Source organism: Terriglobus roseus DSM 18391, from assembly GCF_000265425.1.
Lineage (GTDB): Bacteria > Acidobacteriota > Terriglobia > Terriglobales > Acidobacteriaceae > Terriglobus > Terriglobus roseus.
Genome location: NC_018014.1, coordinates 3,145,621 through 3,163,951, shown reverse-complemented (window position 1 = coordinate 3,163,951; position 18,331 = coordinate 3,145,621). Strand labels below are relative to the sequence as shown.

Genomic DNA, 18,331 nt, shown 5'->3' with positions numbered 1-18,331 from the left:
CCGTCCAACGTAGCAAAGTTCCTGAAAGCGAGTTCGAGCCTGAGTCCCGACACCCAAACTGCCAGCAGTGCCGCACCCAGTATTCGTGTGGCGGGCCTTCGCAAGTCGATCCGCAATGGCCCACGCACCGTCGAAATCCTGCGCGGCATTACGTTTGATGTCAGCGCGGGCGAGTTTGTCGCTATCGTCGGCTCGTCGGGTTCGGGCAAGAGCACGTTGCTGGGCCTGTTGGCGGGACTGGACACGCCGACCGAGGGCAATGTCACGCTGCAGGGCACTGCCATCAGCTATCTACCGGAAGACAAGCTGGCCGAGGTCCGGGGCAAGCTGATTGGCTTTGTCTTTCAAAGCTACCAATTGATTCCGACGTTGACGGCGCTTGAGAACGTGCTCTTGCCCCATGAGCTGAACGCTCCATCGAAGGAGCAGGCAGCGGGCATCGCCCGTGCGAAGGACCTGCTTGCAGCCGTCGGCTTGTCGGAACGGGCCGACCACTACCCCGTGCAGCTTTCGGGCGGAGAGCAGCAGCGCGTGGCGTTGGCACGAGCATTCATCCTGCGGCCACCCATTGTGCTGGCCGACGAACCTACCGGCAATCTGGATACGCACAATGGCGCGCACATTATGGAACTGCTGTTGGACCTGAACCGCCGCGAAGGCACGACGCTGGTGCTGGTCACGCACGATCCGGCAGTTGCCGCGCACGCGACACGGGTGCTAACCGTCCGCGATGGCGAAGTGATCTCCGATATCTATAAGACACCGGAGCAGGTGTAGGCGGTGGCCGCGCTCTCATGGACTACGGCAGCCCGCATCGCTTCGCGCGAGCTGCGATCGTCACGCGGAAAGTTCTTCTTTGTCATCCTGTCGGTTGCGATTGGGGTTGCGGCCCTGACGGGCGTGCGAGGATTCTCATCGGCATTTCGGCAGACACTGCTGGTGCGTGCTCGCTCTATCCTTGCCGGTGACCTTTCGGCACGCATGTTTCAACAGCCGGACGCCTCGCAGATTGCGAAGCTGGATGCCCTGAAGACCGGCGGCGTCCGCATGACGCCTATTACAGAAATGGCCGGCATGGCGACTGCGGCCAACTCGCTTGATCCGCTGCTGGTTGCGCTCAAGGCGATCGACACCTCGGCTTATCCGTTTTATGGCGTGGTCGATCTGAAGCCATCTATGCCGCTGACGCAGGCCGTCGGAGGAGACAACGTTGCGGTCGGTGAAGACCTGCTGATTCGCCTGAAGCTGCATACGGGTGACCGCATCCAGCTTGGCGATGCGAAGCTGCGCATCTCGTCGATCGTGTTGAGCGAGCCGGATCGTCTCTCCGGATCGTTCGCTGCGGGGCCGCGCATCCTACTGACGCAGGACCAGTTGGAGAGTACACACCTGCTGGCGCCGGGTTCGCGTGCCGGGCAGCGTTACCTCTTCAAGCTGCCGGTGAAGAACGACCGCGATGTGGTGCGGCTGAAGGCGCAGCTTGAGACGATCCTGCCGGAGTCGCAGGTGACGGACTATCGCGAGACGAATCCTGCCATCACCATGGCGCTTGATCGTGCGACGGGCGTGCTGTCCTTGGTATCGCTGGTAGCGCTTGTGCTGGGAGCTGTGGGTGTCGCCATGGCGATGCGCACACACCTGTTACAGCGCATGGATTCCATCGCCATCATGAAGTCGTTGGGCGCTCGGTCATCGCACATTCTGCGCATCTACCTGCTGCAGACGCTGCTGCTTGGTCTGCTGGGTGGTGTCGTTGGCGTGGTGCTTGGTGTTGGCGTGCAACTGGTGCTGCCGCTGCTGCTGGCGAAGTTGCTGGGCGTTACGCCGGAGCTGCACATTGCGGCATCGGCGATCTTTGCGGGACTTGCCACCGGATTGCTGACCACGCTGCTGTTCACCATGCCGCCACTGCTGGATATCCGCAACGTGCGGCCTATCCTCATTCTGCGCCGCACGGTGGATGATGCAGGCGATGGCAGCGCAGTAAGTGGCTTTCTTGCAAAGATCCGTCGCTCCGGCGCGCAGATCGTTGCGGGCATCCTTATCCTTGTCGGCATCACGTTAATTGCGACGACGCTGTCGGACTCGAAGGCAGTCGGCCGCGTCTTTACGGGCGGGTTGGCTGCGGTGCTGCTGGTTCTGCTGATCACTTCGACGCTGGTTCTTGCCGGGTTGCGCGTGCTCCTGCGCGGAACGCGTTCTTCCCTGACACCGGTTGTGCGCCATGGACTTGCGAACTTGTATCGGCCCGGCAATCCTTCCGCGGCGTTGCTGGCTGCAGTTGGGCTTGGTGTGATGCAGATTGCCAGCGTCTTCTTTCTGTCGCATGCGCTCATCAAGGAACTGAAGCTGTCCACACAACCGACGTTACCGAACGTCTTCCTCATCGACATCTCACCCAGTGAGATCGACGGTGTGCGTGCGTTGTTGAAGACGCAGCCGTCGGTGCGAGGGGAAGCGGAGATGCTGCCGGTCATCGCTTCGCGCATCTTGTCCGTTAACGGAACGCCCGCGGCCGACCTGAAGCTGCAGAACTTTCCCAAGCGCATGCTGCAGTCGATTTCGATCACGTGGACCGACAACTTTCCGCCGGGCACGAAGGTCGTTCGCGGTGCCTTCTGGCAGCCGGGCGAGCCGCTTGCGAAGCTTGCTATCGGGCAGCGTATGGCGCAGAGGCTTGGCGTTGATGTTGGATCGCACATCTTGTTTGCTGCACCCGGCGATCCCGACCATCCGGTAGACGCAACGGTGGCGGCCATCATCAAATCCGATGGCCAGCATGCTTTTTCGCGCGCGGAGTTTCTGTTGCCACGTACACCGCTCGCGTCGTTGCCCACGGTCTGGTACGGCGGTGTGCATGCAAACCCCGATCAGGTGGGCGAACTGCAGAGGGCTTTGTACGCGAAGTATCCCACGGTTACCGTCATCAACGTGGCGCAGGCTATGGAGACGCTGCGTGGTGTGCTGTTGCAGGTGTCGCTGGTCGTGCAGTTCCTCGCGGGCTTCTCAATCTTTGCGGGACTTGTGATTCTTGCCAGTGCCATCGCTGGCACGCGGTACCGGCGCATTCGCGAGGTTGTCGTCCTCAAGACCTTGGGAGCCACGCGATCACGCATCGCCGCGATCTTCTCGATTGAGTTTGCAACGCTGGGCCTTATCGCTGGATTTGTCGGCCTGATCTTTGCGAACCTGACGACGCGAATCGTTCTGCGACAGCTCGACCTCGACTATCACTTCCTGACGTTGATCAATGTGTGCGCGCTTCTAGGCGTTGCACTGCTTACGGTTGCGACAGGATGGCTTGCCAGCTTTCGTGTCCTTGGTCAAAAGCCCTTGGAAGTACTGCGCGAGGAGTAACTGGCTCCCTTTTCCTTATGGACTTTTGATGACTTCCTTACGGCTTTCTTAGGGCCCTAAAGCCTAGCATTCGTTATGGCGCTGCTGGATTTACAACCCCCGGCGGCGCTGAACGGAGAAGTATGCGAAGCACAAAGATTTCCACGCTGGCGCTCTACGCAACCGTAGCGACGACCGCAGCATTTCTGCAGTACCCCATCAACATGCAGGCACAGACGGCCGTCAACCAGATGAGTAGCTCTGTAGTGTCTACGGACGTCTTGGATGGTTCATCCGATGTGGTTGAAGGCAAACCGCCGCAGGGCGGTGCCGCCGCGGGCGAGGCCCCCTCTTCCGGTGGCAACTTCTTTCGTCGCCTTGGTCATTTTTATGGGCAGGACTGGGCCGGTACAGCGCCGGCGACTCCGCCAGCTGTTCGCCGCGCATTGGATGCACCGCTAGACTCGGCGCCCTTTCCCAGCTCCGATTGGGGCTATGGCGGATCGCCACTGCTCGGTGTCCCCGACTCCAACGTATATCCGTTGATGACGGCCCTGAAGTTACAGAACTCGCGGACAAAGATCTATGGATGGATCGCACCAAGCTTCAATGCGAGCACGTCGGGATCGAATAATTTTCCTGTGTCTTATGATGTCTTTCCGAATAGCGTTGTCTTGAATCAGGCCGTCATCTATGTGGAGCGCCTGCCAGACACGGTACAGAAGAAACACTTCGACTTCGGCTACCACTTCACAGCGCTCTACGGTAATGACTACCGCTTCACGACGGCGAAGGATTACTTCAGTCAGCAACTGCTGCAAAAGAATCGTCGTTACGGCTTTGATCCGGTACTGGAATATGCGGACCTTTACTTCCCCGTGAAGGAAGGCCTCAATATCCGGATTGGTCGCTTCCTGTCCGTTCCGGGCATAGAAGCGCAGCTGGCGCCCAATAACTACAACATGACGCACTCATTGCTTTATACGATCGATCCCTTCACGGACACGGGCATCATTGGGACGTTGAAGCTGAGTAAGCAGTGGCTGGTGCAACTCGGAGTGTCTGCGGGGCATGACGTGGCGATCTGGTCAGATGATCGAAAAGCTTCGGGCATCGCGTGTCTCAACTATTCGACGAAGACGAACCATGACAACTTCTATGCATGTGCCAACGGCATCAACGATGGAAAGTACGCGTACAACAACCTGCAGGACTACGACATGACCTGGTACCACCGCTTCAATGCCAAGTGGCACATGGCAACGGAGGCCTGGTACATGTATCAGCGCGAAGTACCTAACGTGGCAGGCAATGTAGCCAACCCTGTGCCGACCGAGACGGGCGCCAATGGTGCGAAGTGTGCAGCCGGCCAACTGCGTTGTACGGCACCGGAGTACGCGATCGTGAACTATATCAATCGTGAGATCAACTCGAAGCTGGCTGTGGGTTTCCGCTCGGACCTTCTGAACGACAAGAAGGGACAGCGCACAGGTATTGCAGGCAAGTACACCGAGAACACTTTGTACGCGACGAAGTACATCGGCAGCACGATCGTGCTTCGTCCCGAAATCCGCTTTGATCATTCCTGGGACATGCGGGGCTACAACAACGGCACGGCTCGCAACCAGTTCTTCGTGGGCGCGGACCTCATCTACAAGTTCTAGTCGAGAGGTCAGGAGCGCCGGCACCCAGGCTCTCCTGTCTCTTTTCATGTCGCCGCGACGCTCACTCGCACACGATAGTTATGGCGGCGCTAGGTCTGCTACTAACACTGGAGAAAGCCATGATGTCAGGTCTTATTTTCGTCGACATCCTCGCATACGGCGGAGCGGCACTTGGAGTCGTTCTTTTGTACCTGGCCGGAGCCATGCTACTGCGTCCTGATTGCGCGGCGCCCTGTCTTTCCGTCCTCATCGAACGGGAACGTGCCCTGGAATGCGTACAGGAAGGGAGCTTTAATGCCAGCCGTGCGCGTGCCTGCGGCAGCCTCTTCCTGATGTTCGCGTCTTTCTTCGCCGTCTGTATCGTTCGTGCCCTTCAGCGTCCGTAGGAGAGTCCCGATGCCCAACGAAAAACTGCATAAGACTTCGGCGATCAAGCGTGGCGTTGGCGATCGTATCTTTCTTGCCTTCGCAGGAAGGCGGCATCGTTCGGACCGTGTCGACTTTCCCGAAAAAGCAGATCTACGAGCAGAGCTCCTCGGCATTCTGTTGTTGACTGCGGTCGCCGGCATGATCGTCGTTGTCTTGTGGCGATATCTCACCGAAGCCTATTAGGTCGCCAACATGAGTGTGCCCGGGAGGCATATATGTTCCAAAGATTTGAAATGCAGCAGGACTGGACTCATCTCGCAGCGTGGGCCGGCGTTGAATCGACGGTGGCTACCATCGCATCGATCGAGTCAATGGCTTCGCTAAGACACCAGCAGAGAAGCGTTAAATTCCACCCCGTGGTCAGGATCTCCCCCACAACATCGCGTCGGGAGATCGTCTGGATGCGCGAGGGGTTAGTGCCGTCCTACGCGTGCGATGAGCGTGGTGCAGAGCAGCGTTCCGAAGCGCATGCGGAAGCGATGACGTGCGACTCGTGCTTCCGTAGCGCCTTTCGTCGTCGCCGCTGCGTCATACCAGCCACTGTGCTGCACGAACGCCGTCACCTCTCGACGGAGATCGAGCAGCAGTGTTCCTTCGCGCTTGAATGTGGCGGTCTATTCGGGATTGCAGGTGTGTGGGAGACGTGGACCAACGATCAGGGGCACGCTGTCGAGAGCTTTGCCATCGTGACGGCACTTGTAACGCCGATCTTGAGCACGCTCTTCGAACGGCTGCCCGTAGCGCTGACGGATGCGGCGGATCTGGATCGCTGGCTTCGCATCGCGAAAGAGGAGGGGAAGGAACCTGTCGACCTCATGCGACCACTGTCCTCTGCGCAACTTCGAAATTGGAAGATGATGCCCGGTCCTGTGGACATGCACCTGGAACTTGCCGGGGTGCGGCCTCAAACAGAACGGACCGTGGCCTGATCGGGCCACAGTCCGTTCGTTGCAAGCGACAAAGTGCTCGAGCGTCAGGTACTCACAAGTACCAGGGAATATTGACGACCACGATACGTCGATTGCCGCGCACAAGCAGCAGCAACTTCAACATCTGCGTCCGTTGATTGTGCAGCAGGTTTTCCCACCAGTGCTTAACTACCAGTTCGGGGATCAGCACGGCTATCTTCCGTTTGGGATAGTCCTTTTCGAGGCTCAGGATGTAGTCCATGAGCGGCGTGATGACGGTTCGGTACGTACTCTTGACCTGCACCATCTCCGGCACTGGTCCATCGTGGGCGCGAATCGGACCCATGACCATGCGTTCCCAAGTCTCGTCGAAGCCGCTGTCCGTATCGGTCTCGACGGTTACGATCTTCACATCCTGGCTCATCACCAGCCCGAAGCGTACAGCCTTTTCAGTGATCTTGTCCCAGCGGGCAACGGGGATCACGACCAATGGCTGCTCAAGATCGGTGAAGCGCAGCGGCTCAGGATCAGCTGTCTCGTGATTGATACGGGTGTAGTGATGCTTGATGCCGTGCATGAGCCAGATGATGGCAGGCACCAGCAGCGCCGTGATCCACGCGCCCGAGGTGAACTTGGCCACTAATACCACTAATAGCGTAATGCCGGTTGCGACGGCGCCAAGTCCGTTTAGGAACATCTTGATGTGGCGATGCTTTGCGTCCGTGCATTTCATCCAGTGACGAACCATGCCGGCCTGGCTAAGCGTAAAGGCGAGGAAAGCGCCGATGGCATAGAGCGGAATCAGTCGATCGGTTACGCCGTTGAAGATGATAAGCAGCAGAGCCGTGAAGCCGGTCAGAGCATAGATGCCGTGCGAGAAGAGAAGTCGTCGTCCGCGCAATAGGAAGACGCGCGGCATGTAGTCCTTCAAAGCAATCGCACGAGCCATGCGCGGGAAGTCGGCAAACGCTGTATTGGCGCTAAAGCTGAGCGCGGCAAGGACGCTGCCCATCGTAAGGAAGTAGAACCACCCCCGACCGAAGACAGCAGCTACTTCAATCGACAGCACACTCTGGTAAGCTGCATCGCCCGAATCCATAGCGGTCACGCCATAAGCACGCGCGACGTAAGCCAGGCCTGCGAGCATGGTGAAAAGCAGACCGATAATGACGGTGAGCGCGTGGTTCGCCCGCTTCGACTTCGGTTCCTTGAAGGCAGTGACACCGTTCGACACGGCCTCGACGCCCGTCATGGCAGCGCACCCACTGGCAAACGCCTTGAGCAGCAGCCAGATTGTGACGTACTGCATGGTCGCGGAGATGGGCGGCGGCGGAGCTGCCAAAGGAATGGGATGTCCGTGCGCGGCATAGGTGTGCCAGACGCCGACAGCAACGGTCGCCAACAACGTCCCCACAAAGAGAAACGTCGGCAGCATGAAGACAAAACCAGACTCCTTCACGCCGCGCAGGTTGATCAGGACAATGATCATCAGAATCAGCAGGCACAGCGCAAGCTGATGCGGATGGAGCCGGGGCACTGCACTCACCAGGGCCGTCACACCTGCGGACACACCCACAGCCGCGGTGAGGATGTAGTCAATCATCAGCGCAGCAGCCGCAAGCAGGCCCGCGCCATCGCCAAGGTTCTCGCTGGCTACGGTGAAGGATCCACCACCGTTGGGATAGGCCTCGATGGTCTGGCGATAGCTGAAGTACAGAATCGCCAGCAGAACCAGGATCGCGCCAAAGATAGGCAGCAGATGCTGTTGCACGCCAAGCAGGCCAAGCGGGACGAGGATCGCCATGGCCTGTTCCGGACCGTAGGCGGCGCTCGTGAGTCCATCCAGGCCAAAGATCGGGATGCCGGCTGCAACGCCTATATGTTCATTGTGTGCATCGCTGGTCGCCAGCGGTTTTCCTAGAAGAAGGTCGAACAATCGCATGCGAAGGGAGAGCCTCAAGGACCGGGGAGGTCAAAGAGTATTAGAGCCCACACCCGCATAAGAAAGTCGTAAAGATACAGCTTTGGCTTTGACGCAGTCGATATCGCCAGCCCGTTGCTTCAGCGCCGCTGATCAATCGACCAGCGGCTTGCGAAGCATCTTTAGCGTGCCTGATCCAAAGCAAGATTCAACTGCAGGACATTGACTCTCGGCTCTCCCAGCAGGCCAAACTGACGCGGGATGACGCTTTTCCGAACTATCGCCGTCAAATCTGCCTCAGGGATATGCCTCTCCTTCGCAACACGAGGAACCTGGTAGAGGGCCGCCGCGGGGGAAAGGTCCGGATCCAGACCCGATCCAGAGGTAGTCACCAGATCCACGGGTACTGGAGCACCATTCGATTCAGCCGCCGTGCTGGCGTTCACACGATCGATCAGAGTCTTTGTAGACGGCCCCAGGTTCGATCCGCTGGAATTGCCAGCGTCGTACCCCGCGCCAGCCGCGGAAGGGCGACTGTGGAAGTAGCCGGCGCCAGTGAACGGCTGACCGATCAGCCGTGAGCCGATGAGCTCACCGTTGCGCTGCACCAGTTGACCATCAGCCTTGTCACGGAACAGCAGTCGCGAAAGACCAGTGATGGCAAGTGGATAAAGGATGCCCAGCAGGACCGCAGTGATGACGGTGTAGAGACAAGCCGTAATGATTTGCTTCTTCATATAAGTGTCCTATGCGAGATGCATCGCGGTAACGAGCATGTCGATGAGCTTGATGCCGATGAACGGCACCACAATGCCGCCTACGCCGTAAACCAGTAGATTTCTCTGCAGCAGTGCAGCAGCGGATAGCGGCCGATACGATACTCCACGCAGTGCCAGTGGGATAAGTCCCACGATGATCAACGCGTTGAAGATGATGGCCGACAGCACAGCCGATTCCGAGTTGTGCAGATGCATGATGTTGAGCGCATTCAGCACCGGGAACACCCCGGCAAACATCGCAGGGATAATCGCGAAGTACTTTGCCACATCGTTCGCAATGGAGAACGTCGTCAACGCGCCGCGTGTCATCAGCAACTGCTTGCCGATAGCAACGATCTCGATCAGCTTGGTAGGGTTGCTGTCCAGATCCACCATGTTGCCGGCTTCTTTTGCAGCCTGCGTACCGGAGTTCATGGCGACGCCTACGTCAGCCTGAGCAAGAGCGGGCGCGTCATTGGTGCCATCGCCCGTCATCGCAACCAGCTTGCCCTCCGCCTGCTCGCGTTTGATGAGGTCCATCTTGTCCTTCGGCTTGGCTTCTGCCAGGAAGTCATCCACACCAGCCTCACGCGCAATGGCCGCTGCCGTCAGCGGGTTATCGCCCGTGATCATGACCGTGCGAATACCCATGGCGCGCAGTTGTTCGAAGCGCTCCTTCATGCCGCCCTTCACAACATCCTTCAGGTGAATGACGCCCAGCACACGACCGTTCTCTGCGACCACCAGAGGTGTGCCGCCACTATTCGCGACCATCTCCACTGCACTGCGAACCTCATCATGCATGGCACTGCCATGCTCCTGCAGATAGCGAGCAATCGCATCGACCGCACCCTTACGGATGCTGCGACCGTCGACTTCAATACCGCTCATGCGCGTCGTTGCAGAGAAGGGAACGAACTCCGCATTCATCTGCCCCAGCTCGCGTCCGCGAAGCCCGTACTTCTCCTTCGCAAGCACCACAATAGAGCGGCCCTCCGGCGTTTCATCGGGCAGGGAAGAGAGTTGTGCGGCATCGGCAAGCTGCTCTGCGGATACCCCGGGTGCCGGGATAAACTCCGATGCCTGGCGATTGCCAATGGTGATAGTGCCCGTCTTATCAAGCAGCAAGGTATTGACGTCGCCAGCTGCTTCCACAGCACGTCCCGAAGTAGCAAGAACGTTGTGCTGCACCAGTCGATCCATACCCGCGATACCGATGGCTGAGAGCAGGCCGCCAATGGTTGTGGGGATGAGGCAGACCAGCAGTGAGATCAAAACAAAGATCGTCTGCGGCGCACCGGAGTACTGTGCAAAGGGCTGCAGTGTCACTACCGCCAGCAGAAAGATGATCGTCAATCCTGCAAGCAGAATATTCAGAGCGATCTCGTTCGGTGTCTTCTGCCGCTCAGCACCCTCAACCAGCGCAATCATACGATCGAGGAAGGTCTCGCCGGGATTGGATGTGATGCGAACCTCGATGACGTCGCTAAGCACTCGCGTGCCACCAGTCACTGCGGAACGATCACCGCCTGCCTCGCGGATCACTGGAGCGGACTCGCCTGTAATTGCAGACTCATCCACAGAAGCAACGCCCTGGATTACTTCACCATCGCCCGGGACCATCTGTCCCGCAACGACGCGGACCACATCGTTCACGCGCAGCTGCGAACTTGGGATCTCCTCGACAGCGCCGCTCTTGTCGACGCGATAGGCCGTTGTCTCCGACTTTGCGAGACGCAGCGCATCAGCCTGCGCTTTGCCACGGCCCTCCGCCATCGCCTCTGCGAAATTCGCGAACAGTACGGTGAACCAGAGCCACAGGGTGATCTGCACATCAAAACGGAAGTGGCCGGTGTGCGTCGCCATGTTTGCGATTAGCAGAATGGTCGTGAGTACGCTGCCGATCTCCACAACGAACATCACGGGATTCTTCATCATGCCGCGGGGATGCAGCTTCACGAATGCATCCACCGATGCTCGTTTCACAATCGCCCGGTCAAATAAGGACTTCTTTTGAGTTGCCATGTCTATCTTTCCTTGTCCGCGTCAACGAACGTTTAGAACAGGTGTCCCGCGCGAAGTAGCAGGTGCTCCAGGATGGGGCCAAGGCTCAGCACCGGGAAGAACGTCAGCGCGCCAACGATGACAATCAAACCTGTCAGCAGCACGGTGAAAAGCGGTGTCGTGACGGGGAATGTGCCAGCGGTTGCAGGCGTAATCTTCTTCGCGGCCAGATTGCCAGCGATCGCGAGCATCGGAACGATCATCAGGAAACGTCCTGCGAACATAGCGATGCCGAGCGTGAAGTTATACCAATGCGTGTTGGCACTCAGTCCCGCAAATGCAGAGCCGTTGTTACCTGTGGCAGAGGTGTACGCATACAGAACTTCCGACAACCCGTGAGGTCCATGATTTGCCAGGCCTGCCAGTCCCGCTGGAGTTCGAAGACCGATTGCAGCCAGACCAAGAATGATCAGCGGAAAGATCAACAGGTAAAGCATTGCCATCTGGACGTCATACGACTCGATTTTCTTGCCCAAGTACTCCGGTGTTCGACCGACCATCAAGCCCGCGATGAACACCGCGACGATCACGAAGACCAGCATGCCGTACATGCCCGCTCCCACACCGCCAAAGACGATCTCACCAAGCAGGATGTTCGTCAAAGGAACCAGCCCACCAAGCGGCGTGAAGCTGTCATGCATGCTGTTCACAGCGCCACAGCTTGCGTCGGTGGTCACCGTTGCAAACAGCGCAGAGTTGGCGATGCCGAAGCGAACTTCCTTGCCTTCCATGTTGCCGCCGGCCTGCTGCATGGACACGTGCTGGTCAACATTCGCGAACTGAGGATTGCCCTTGGCCTCCGCCCAGAAGACGGTGAAGACACCGGCAAACCACAGCACCGTCATCGCCGCCAGCACCGCCCATCCATGCTTCGGCGAACCGACCATCTGCCCAAGCGTTACCGTGAGTCCCGCAGGGATCAGGAAAATGGAAAGCATCTGCAGGAAGTTGGTAAGTGGCGTGGGATTCTCGAATGGATGCGCGCTGTTCGCGTTGAAGAAGCCGCCACCATTTGTCCCCAGCATCTTGATCGCTTCTTGAGACGCCACGGGGCCCTGCGCAATGGTCTGCGTTGTTACGGTCGATGTCTTGCCATCGGTACCGGTAACTTTTTGCGGTTCCAGTAACTTCACCGTGTCATAAGACTTCAGGTTCTGCACAACGCCCTGCGACACCAGTACCATCGCGAAGATGACGGAGAGCGGCAACAGTACCCAGAAGGTGCCCCGCGTCAGATCGACCCAGAAGTTACCCAGCGTCTTCGCTTCGCGACGTGCGATGCCACGAATAAACGCGATTGCCAGCGCCAGGCCCGCAGCAGCAGACCAGAAGTTATGCGTTGCCAGGCCCAGCATCTGCGTGAGATAGCTCATGGTCGTCTCTGGCACGTACGACTGCCAGTTTGTGTTCGTCGTGAAAGAGACGGCGGTGTTGAACGCAAGATCGGCAGGGACGCCGGGCAGGTGCTGTGTGTTCAGCGGTAGTACGTTCTGCAGTCGCTGCACGACGTAAGTCAAAGCCAGGCTGGCCGCGCTGAAGATCAGCATGGCCACTCCATACTGCATCCAGTTCATCTCTTCGTCCGGGTTTACACCCGTCACGCGATAGAGAAGGCGTTCACACGGCACAAGTACGGGATCAAGGAAAGTACGACGGCGCTCGAAGACGCTCGTCATGAAGCTGCCCATGGGTTTAGCCAGGACCAGTACAGCCGCGATGAACACTGCGATCTGCAGCCATCCATTGAGAGACATCAGAATTTCTCCGGGCGAAGCAACGCGTAAATCAGGTAGGCCATAAGAGCGCCAGCCAGGAACAACAGCACAAGATTCAGAGCCATCAGCGGCCGCCCTTCAGGCTGGCGCAGCCACGCAGATACAACAGGCACGCGCCAAATAAGAGGAACAAGAGTGCTATCGCTAACACGTCGAGCATGGGTGATTCCTTTCCTTCGTTATGCCAAGTGGAGATTCGGCGTAGCCACCTTCATGCAGCCCAGTTGCCGGCAATGCGGGCATGAAGAGGGTGTGTCGGGGCGCAGTGATCTCACGCATGGCCGGGAGGGCCAGGTACGGGTGGAGACCATGTTGTGGATTGTCTTTGTGGGCGCTAAGCGTTGCGCAGAGTTGCGACTTTCCCAGAGAGTCGGGTGCGCGATCCGGTTGCATGCCGCAAGGGAACGCAACCTTTGATCGCAGACTCACGAGCGTCACAACTGCTGCAGACATCGTATCGACTCCACCGCCTATTCCAATGCGGGAGCCTGTAAGAAGTCCGTAAGAAAGACATTAAGAAGTCATAAGGAGCTTTTGGTGCCGTTCACCCGCAGCGCATAACCGACCCATGGCTCGCTGATGACGTAGCGATGATCCTTGTCTTCGATCTTGCGACGGACTTGCGCCACCAGCACACGCAGGTTCTCGGTCTGGCCATCGCTCACAGTCCCCCACACCGCCTCTGCCAGCGCACGATGTGTCAGCACACGATCCGGCGACTTCAGGAAGAAGTGCAGCAGATCGAATTCCTTGGGAGTCAGATGGACCGTGTTCTTTCGAACTGCGACGGTCCGCGTGCGAAAGTCCATCGAGAAGTCGCCCTCCTGCAAGGCGTCCTCGGGTTCCGCCTCCGCGTCGGTGACACGGCGAAGATTTGCACGCACGCGCGCCAGTAGCTCCGGCATCGTGAACGGTTTCGTGACGTAGTCATCCGCGCCGGCATCCAGTGCATCCACCTTCAGCGGCTCCATGTTGCGCACGCTCAGGATAATGATTGGAACCTTTGAGATCCGGCGGATCTCTCGTGTCAACGAAAGCCCATCCATCACCGGCATACTCATGTCGGTGATAATCAGGTCGGGCTGCAACTGCTCGAATGCTGTGAAGCCTTCCAGTCCGTTTTTTGCGCTGACAACTTCGTAGCCGTTCACAGTCAGTGATGCGCGCAGCATGCGCAGGATCTGTGGTTCGTCATCCACTATCAGGACACGGCTCATTCGGGATCCTGCGTGATGATGTGTAGATCGACATGCGGTGCTTCTGACATAAATTTTCCTATCGCAAGGTAGTACAAGTACTTCCTGAAACCGCGCAGTGCGGACCTTCCGAAGATAGCCTGTGTGATGCGCTGCTCCTTCACATACGCCGCAGTGGCCGTAGCAACACTGCTGCCCGCTAACTGAACGATATTCGCTCCCAGATTCTGTGCGAACTGGATATGCGAATCGAGTGTCAGCTTTCGCTGTCCTTCCGTGTCGCGGTCGCTCGCGACATGTAGCACATACAGTTCGCCGCCAAGTCCTTCTGCGAGACGCGCACCACGTGCGATCAGGTCGCGTGACTGCGGGTTGGAACTGATGCAGACCGCAACGCGCTCTGTGACCGTCCAATGCGCACCCAGCCGCTTACGCCGGACGTAAGCGTCCAGATTGCGATCGACCGCGCGCGTCACTTTTTGCAGGGCCATCTCGCGAAGCGCAATCAGGTTCCCCTTACGAAAGAAGTTGGCAAGCGCACGCTCCACACGTTCCATGGGATAGACATCGCCGCGGCGCATGCGGGTCGCCAGCGCTTCGGGTGTGAGGTCGGCGATGACGATCTCGTCCGCACGATCCAGAACCCAGTCCGGAACCTGCTCCCGAACGCTGATGCCCGTCAGGGATTGAACACGTGGTGTAAGGCTTTCAATGTGCTGAATGTTGATCGTCGAAAGGACATCGATGTTGTTCTCCAGCAGCAGCAGGACGTCCTCAAACCGCTTCGCGAATCGGCTGCCTTCAACGTTCGTATGGGCAAGCTCATCCACCAGCACGACCTGCGGAGCCCGCGCGAGGATGGCATCGACGTCCATCTCGCGAAAGACTGTGCCGCGATAGTTCAGTTCGCGCGGCGGTACCTCCTCCAGCTTTGTGCTGAGTTCAGCCGTGCCGCGGCGGCCATGCGTCTCAACCACGCCAACGACCACATCCTCCCCACGACTCCGCCTCCGGATACCCTCGCTCAGCATGCTGAAGGTCTTGCCGACGCCCGGCGCGTAACCCAAGAAGATCTTGAGGCGGCCGGTCTTTTTCTCCTGGTCGCTGGAGGCGAGCCAGTCCTCTGGTGTTTTCCGCTCAGCTTCGACCATCTACAATCCACCCCATGAACTCGCGCCGCTTTCTTATGATCGTTCGCTGGATCGTTTCCTTCGCGGCTCTGGCCGGAATTGTACTCGTGTACAGCCGCTGGCTGCATGTGAATCAGACCACTGTCGCGCTGACATTGGTCCTGCTGATCCTTGGATTGGCCGCGAACTTCAGCCTTCGCTACGCGGTTGCAGTCTCAGTCGCCGCTACGGCTGCTTACAATTATTACTTCCTGCCTCCCATCGGCAGCATCACTATCGCCGACTCGCAGAACTGGCTGGCCTTGCTGGCCTTTCTCTCCACGTCGGTTATCGGCAGCCGCCTTTCGCAACGAGCACGTGACGAAGCGGATGAGGCGACTGCCCGTCAGCGTGAAGTTGAGCTCTCATTTGAGCTGGGGCGCGAGTTGCTTCAACTCGACGACGTGGGGAACCTCGTCAGTTCGCTGCCCATGCTGATCGCGCGCGTCACGCGTGCAAACTCGGTGGTGCTCTTCCTGCTCGACGGCGACCGTTTCTTCGAGCACGGTCTACACGCCTTTTCGGGATTTGAGCTACCGCACCTGCGTCAGCTCGCGCTCACCCTGCCCAACGTGGACGTCTCGGATCAGGGAGAAGCACGAGTTCCACTGAAGGTAGGAGTCATGCCCAGGGGCCTTGTCAGCATCCAGGGCGCATCCCTCTCAAGGGAAAGCCTCGAAACCATCGGAGGACTCGTCTCCATTTCGCTTGATCGTGCACAGGCACTGGAAAACGTGGCGAAGGGGGAAGCGAACCGGCAGAGCGAGAGACTGCGGACCCTCATCATCGACTCCATCACACACGAACTGCGAACGCCATTGACGTCGATCAAAGGCGCCGCGAGCGCACTGCTCGCTAACACGGAGACGCCCGCAGAAGCCAGGATCGAGCTGCTGCAGATCATCAACGAAGAGAGTGATCGTTTAAACCTGCTCGTGTCGCAGGCAACGGAGATGGCGCAACTGGACGCGCAGCAGGTGCACATGACCTTCCAGCCCGCGAGTGTTGCCGAGATGCTTGATGCAGCCGCTGCCACGTGTCTGGTCGACCCCTCCAGGCACCCGCTGACACTCGCCCCGGTGCCACAGTTACCAGCCGTGACGGCCGACCCTGAGTTTGTTCATAAGGTCCTTTGCAATCTGATTGAAAACGCAGAGAAGTACTCGCCCGAGGGATCGCCTATCTTTCTTTCCGCGCGGCTGGAGGGCCGTTTCGTGGAAGTAAGCGTTGCGGATCGTGGCGTGGGTATCGATTCCAGCGAGCTTGCGCTGATCTTTGATCGCTTCTATCGCGGGCGTAGCCAGGGAGATCGCGTGGCGGGGACTGGCATGGGACTGGCCATCAGCAAGGCGATTATCAGCGCCCATGGCGGGACGCTAACCGTTACCAGCCAGCTTGGTCAGGGCTCCGTATTCACCTTTTCGCTGCCTATAGACGCGGGTTTGTGATGCTTTTGAATCGTCTCAGTTGTTTTTCCGTTCTTATGCCTTTCTTATGGCGGAAGGTTTGAAATGGATTGTGTCGCCGGCATCGCACTGAGCCCTCGACAGGAGAGTCATGAGCGAGGGATCAAGCGCGGGCGATCAGAGAAAGAGCACCAACTCAGAATCGCCGATCGTCGTGATGAAGTTTGGTGGTACCTCCGTCCAGGATGCTGCTGCGATCAAACGGACTATCTCGATCGTCAAGGGCAGACGCGATCGGGGCCAGCGCCCCGTGGTCGTCGTCTCTGCGCTGGCAAAGGTGACGGACCAGTTGTTGCTGGCGGCGGAAGCGGCGGCGAACAATCAGGTCGACGAAGCGATGGCTCTCTGCAGGGCATTGCGTGTGCGTCATCTTCATACCGCTGTAGAGTTGGTCGGAAGAAACATTCACGCAGTCGCGAAGGTGATTGACGAAAATCTCAACAAGCTCGAGGACATTCTTCGCGGTGTGGCGGCTGTTGGTGAGCTGACCAAGCGCACTACGGATCTGATCAGCAGCTACGGCGAACGTCTCTCAAGCAGGATCGTCGCGGATGCCTTCGAGCATCGCGGGATTAGCAGCGCACACGTTGACGCTCGCACCTGCATCATCACGAACAGTCATCACGGCAGAGCAGTCCCACAGCCAGAGCTGATTGAAGCCAAACTGTTGGAGCACGTACTGCCTCTGCTGGATGTCGGCGCAATCCCGATCATGGGTGGCTTTATCGGTGCGACTACTGGTGGTATCACGACGACTCTTGGGCGTGGCGGCAGTGACTTCACGGCTGCACTGGTAGGAAGTGGTTTGAATGCGGAGGGGATTGAGATCTGGACGGATGTGAACGGCATCATGACGACCGATCCGCGGATCTGTCCCGATGCTTTGCGAGTCAGGACGATCAGCTTTGAAGAGGCTGCGGAGCTTGCTTACTTCGGTGCAAAGGTGCTGCACCCATCGACGATTCTTCCCGCAGTCAAGAAGGACATCCCGGTGTGGGTGCTGAACTCGCATGATTCTTCCAATGAGGGCACCAAGATCACTGCCTCTGCACCTCGGAGCACCAGCCCGCTGAAGAGCATCTCCGCAAAGAAGCACCTCACCATCATTCACATCGTCTCTTCGCGCATGCTGATGTCGCATGGCTTTCTGAGGGCTTCGTTTGAGGTCTTAGACCGATACGCGTGCGCGGTCAACATGGTTTCTACAAGTGAAGTGAGTATCTCCGTCAGCATCGATGCTACGGACGATCTGCCGGCGATCATCGCGGACCTGTCCGAGATTGCCGCGGTGCGGACTGAGGAAGGCAAGGCGCTCATCTGCCTGGTCGGCGATAACATTCAGGGCCACAAGGGGCTTTCCGAGCAGGTGTTCTCGGCTGTACGAGAGATCAACCTCGACATGATCTCGCAAGGCGCCAACGGCATCAATATGAGCTTCATGATTGACGGCGCGGCTGTGGAGAGTGCGGTCCGTTCCCTTCACAGGCAGTTCTTCTCCAACCCCGATCCGGCAGTGTTCGACCTTGGCCATACGGACGGGGCTATCGCTCTGAATGCATCCATGCACCCCACGGCAGCGAGCCTGAACAGCACCGCAAGCCTTGCCCTCACCGGTGTTCTGTAACGCCTCTTCTACATTCCAACG

The 18,331-nt window shown here is 58.4% G+C and carries 15 protein-coding genes; 8 read left to right on the top strand and 7 right to left on the bottom strand.

Going from position 1 to position 18,331, the window contains the following annotated elements; translation table 11 throughout:
- Positions 1 to 87 precede the first annotated feature (87 nt).
- From TERRO_RS12915 to TERRO_RS12890, 6 genes are all read left to right on the top strand, one after another.
- Positions 88 to 777, top strand: coding sequence for an ABC transporter ATP-binding protein (locus tag TERRO_RS12915; RefSeq protein WP_014786100.1), 690 nt, complete (start codon positions 88 to 90; stop codon positions 775 to 777).
- 3 nt (positions 778 to 780) lie between these two features.
- Positions 781 to 3,357 carry an ABC transporter permease gene (locus tag TERRO_RS12910; protein WP_014786099.1) on the top strand — a complete coding sequence of 859 codons (2,577 nt, stop codon included), beginning with the start codon at positions 781 to 783 and terminating at the stop codon, positions 3,355 to 3,357.
- A 122-nt stretch (positions 3,358 to 3,479) separates the two neighbouring features.
- The gene (locus TERRO_RS12905; RefSeq protein WP_014786098.1) at positions 3,480 to 5,000 is read left to right on the top strand and encodes an outer membrane beta-barrel protein; all 1,521 of its coding nucleotides are present in this window, start codon (positions 3,480 to 3,482) and stop codon (positions 4,998 to 5,000) included.
- 119 nt (positions 5,001 to 5,119) lie between these two features.
- A complete protein-coding gene (locus tag TERRO_RS12900; RefSeq protein WP_014786097.1) occupies positions 5,120 to 5,386 on the top strand; it encodes a hypothetical protein in 267 nt (88 codons plus the stop codon).
- A 10-nt stretch (positions 5,387 to 5,396) separates the two neighbouring features.
- Positions 5,397 to 5,612, top strand: a complete 216-nt coding sequence (locus tag TERRO_RS12895) for a hypothetical protein (RefSeq protein ID WP_014786096.1) — start codon at positions 5,397 to 5,399, stop codon at positions 5,610 to 5,612.
- 32 nt (positions 5,613 to 5,644) lie between these two features.
- Positions 5,645 to 6,358, top strand: coding sequence for an SOS response-associated peptidase family protein (locus TERRO_RS12890; protein WP_014786095.1), 714 nt, complete (start codon positions 5,645 to 5,647; stop codon positions 6,356 to 6,358).
- Between the two features lie 52 nt (positions 6,359 to 6,410).
- Here TERRO_RS12890 and TERRO_RS12885 read toward each other — a convergent pair whose 3' ends face one another.
- From TERRO_RS12885 to TERRO_RS12860, 7 genes are all read right to left on the bottom strand, one after another.
- The gene (locus tag TERRO_RS12885) at positions 6,411 to 8,279 is read right to left on the bottom strand and encodes an APC family permease (RefSeq protein WP_014786094.1); all 1,869 of its coding nucleotides are present in this window, start codon (positions 8,277 to 8,279) and stop codon (positions 6,411 to 6,413) included.
- Between the two features lie 161 nt (positions 8,280 to 8,440).
- Positions 8,441 to 8,995 carry a potassium-transporting ATPase subunit KdpC gene (gene kdpC / locus TERRO_RS12880; RefSeq protein WP_014786093.1) on the bottom strand — a complete coding sequence of 185 codons (555 nt, stop codon included), beginning with the start codon at positions 8,993 to 8,995 and terminating at the stop codon, positions 8,441 to 8,443.
- 9 nt (positions 8,996 to 9,004) lie between these two features.
- Positions 9,005 to 11,041 carry a potassium-transporting ATPase subunit KdpB gene (kdpB, locus tag TERRO_RS12875; protein WP_014786092.1) on the bottom strand — a complete coding sequence of 679 codons (2,037 nt, stop codon included), beginning with the start codon at positions 11,039 to 11,041 and terminating at the stop codon, positions 9,005 to 9,007.
- Positions 11,042 to 11,073: 32 nt separating this feature from the next.
- Positions 11,074 to 12,834, bottom strand: coding sequence for a potassium-transporting ATPase subunit KdpA (kdpA, locus tag TERRO_RS12870; RefSeq protein WP_014786091.1), 1,761 nt, complete (start codon positions 12,832 to 12,834; stop codon positions 11,074 to 11,076).
- A complete protein-coding gene (kdpF, locus tag TERRO_RS23935) occupies positions 12,834 to 12,920 on the bottom strand; it encodes a K(+)-transporting ATPase subunit F (RefSeq protein ID WP_081490632.1) in 87 nt (28 codons plus the stop codon). Before kdpF ends, kdpA begins: the two co-directional genes overlap by 1 nt.
- A 456-nt stretch (positions 12,921 to 13,376) precedes the next feature.
- The gene (locus TERRO_RS12865) at positions 13,377 to 14,072 is read right to left on the bottom strand and encodes a response regulator transcription factor (protein ID WP_014786088.1); all 696 of its coding nucleotides are present in this window, start codon (positions 14,070 to 14,072) and stop codon (positions 13,377 to 13,379) included.
- Entirely contained in the window at positions 14,069 to 15,202 is a 1,134-nt protein-coding gene (locus tag TERRO_RS12860) for a universal stress protein (protein ID WP_014786087.1), read from the bottom strand. Before TERRO_RS12860 ends, TERRO_RS12865 begins: the two co-directional genes overlap by 4 nt.
- A 14-nt stretch (positions 15,203 to 15,216) precedes the next feature.
- Between TERRO_RS12860 and TERRO_RS12855 the strand changes: the two genes are divergently transcribed.
- Positions 15,217 to 16,668 (top strand): sensor histidine kinase, encoded by a 1,452-nt coding sequence (locus TERRO_RS12855; protein ID WP_014786086.1) that lies wholly within the window; start codon positions 15,217 to 15,219, stop codon positions 16,666 to 16,668.
- A 109-nt stretch (positions 16,669 to 16,777) separates the two neighbouring features.
- Positions 16,778 to 18,310 (top strand): lysine-sensitive aspartokinase 3, encoded by a 1,533-nt coding sequence (gene lysC / locus TERRO_RS12850; protein ID WP_014786085.1) that lies wholly within the window; start codon positions 16,778 to 16,780, stop codon positions 18,308 to 18,310.
- Positions 18,311 to 18,331: the final 21 nt, after the last annotated feature.

Coding starts and splice junctions, on each gene's coding strand:
- kdpF (WP_081490632.1), bottom strand. CDS start 12,920: ATGGCTCTGAATCTTGTGCTGTTGTTCCTGGCTGGCGCTCTTATGGCC.
- TERRO_RS12890 (WP_014786095.1), top strand. CDS start 5,645: ATGTTCCAAAGATTTGAAATGCAGCAGGACTGGACTCATCTCGCAGCG.
- kdpA (WP_014786091.1), bottom strand. CDS start 12,834: ATGTCTCTCAATGGATGGCTGCAGATCGCAGTGTTCATCGCGGCTGTA.
- TERRO_RS12905 (WP_014786098.1), top strand. CDS start 3,480: ATGCGAAGCACAAAGATTTCCACGCTGGCGCTCTACGCAACCGTAGCG.
- TERRO_RS12865 (WP_014786088.1), bottom strand. CDS start 14,072: ATGAGCCGTGTCCTGATAGTGGATGACGAACCACAGATCCTGCGCATG.
- lysC (WP_014786085.1), top strand. CDS start 16,778: ATGAGCGAGGGATCAAGCGCGGGCGATCAGAGAAAGAGCACCAACTCA.
- kdpC (WP_014786093.1), bottom strand. CDS start 8,995: ATGAAGAAGCAAATCATTACGGCTTGTCTCTACACCGTCATCACTGCG.
- TERRO_RS12895 (WP_014786096.1), top strand. CDS start 5,397: ATGCCCAACGAAAAACTGCATAAGACTTCGGCGATCAAGCGTGGCGTT.
- TERRO_RS12900 (WP_014786097.1), top strand. CDS start 5,120: ATGATGTCAGGTCTTATTTTCGTCGACATCCTCGCATACGGCGGAGCG.
- TERRO_RS12860 (WP_014786087.1), bottom strand. CDS start 15,202: ATGGTCGAAGCTGAGCGGAAAACACCAGAGGACTGGCTCGCCTCCAGC.
- TERRO_RS12885 (WP_014786094.1), bottom strand. CDS start 8,279: ATGCGATTGTTCGACCTTCTTCTAGGAAAACCGCTGGCGACCAGCGAT.
- kdpB (WP_014786092.1), bottom strand. CDS start 11,041: ATGGCAACTCAAAAGAAGTCCTTATTTGACCGGGCGATTGTGAAACGA.
- TERRO_RS12855 (WP_014786086.1), top strand. CDS start 15,217: ATGAACTCGCGCCGCTTTCTTATGATCGTTCGCTGGATCGTTTCCTTC.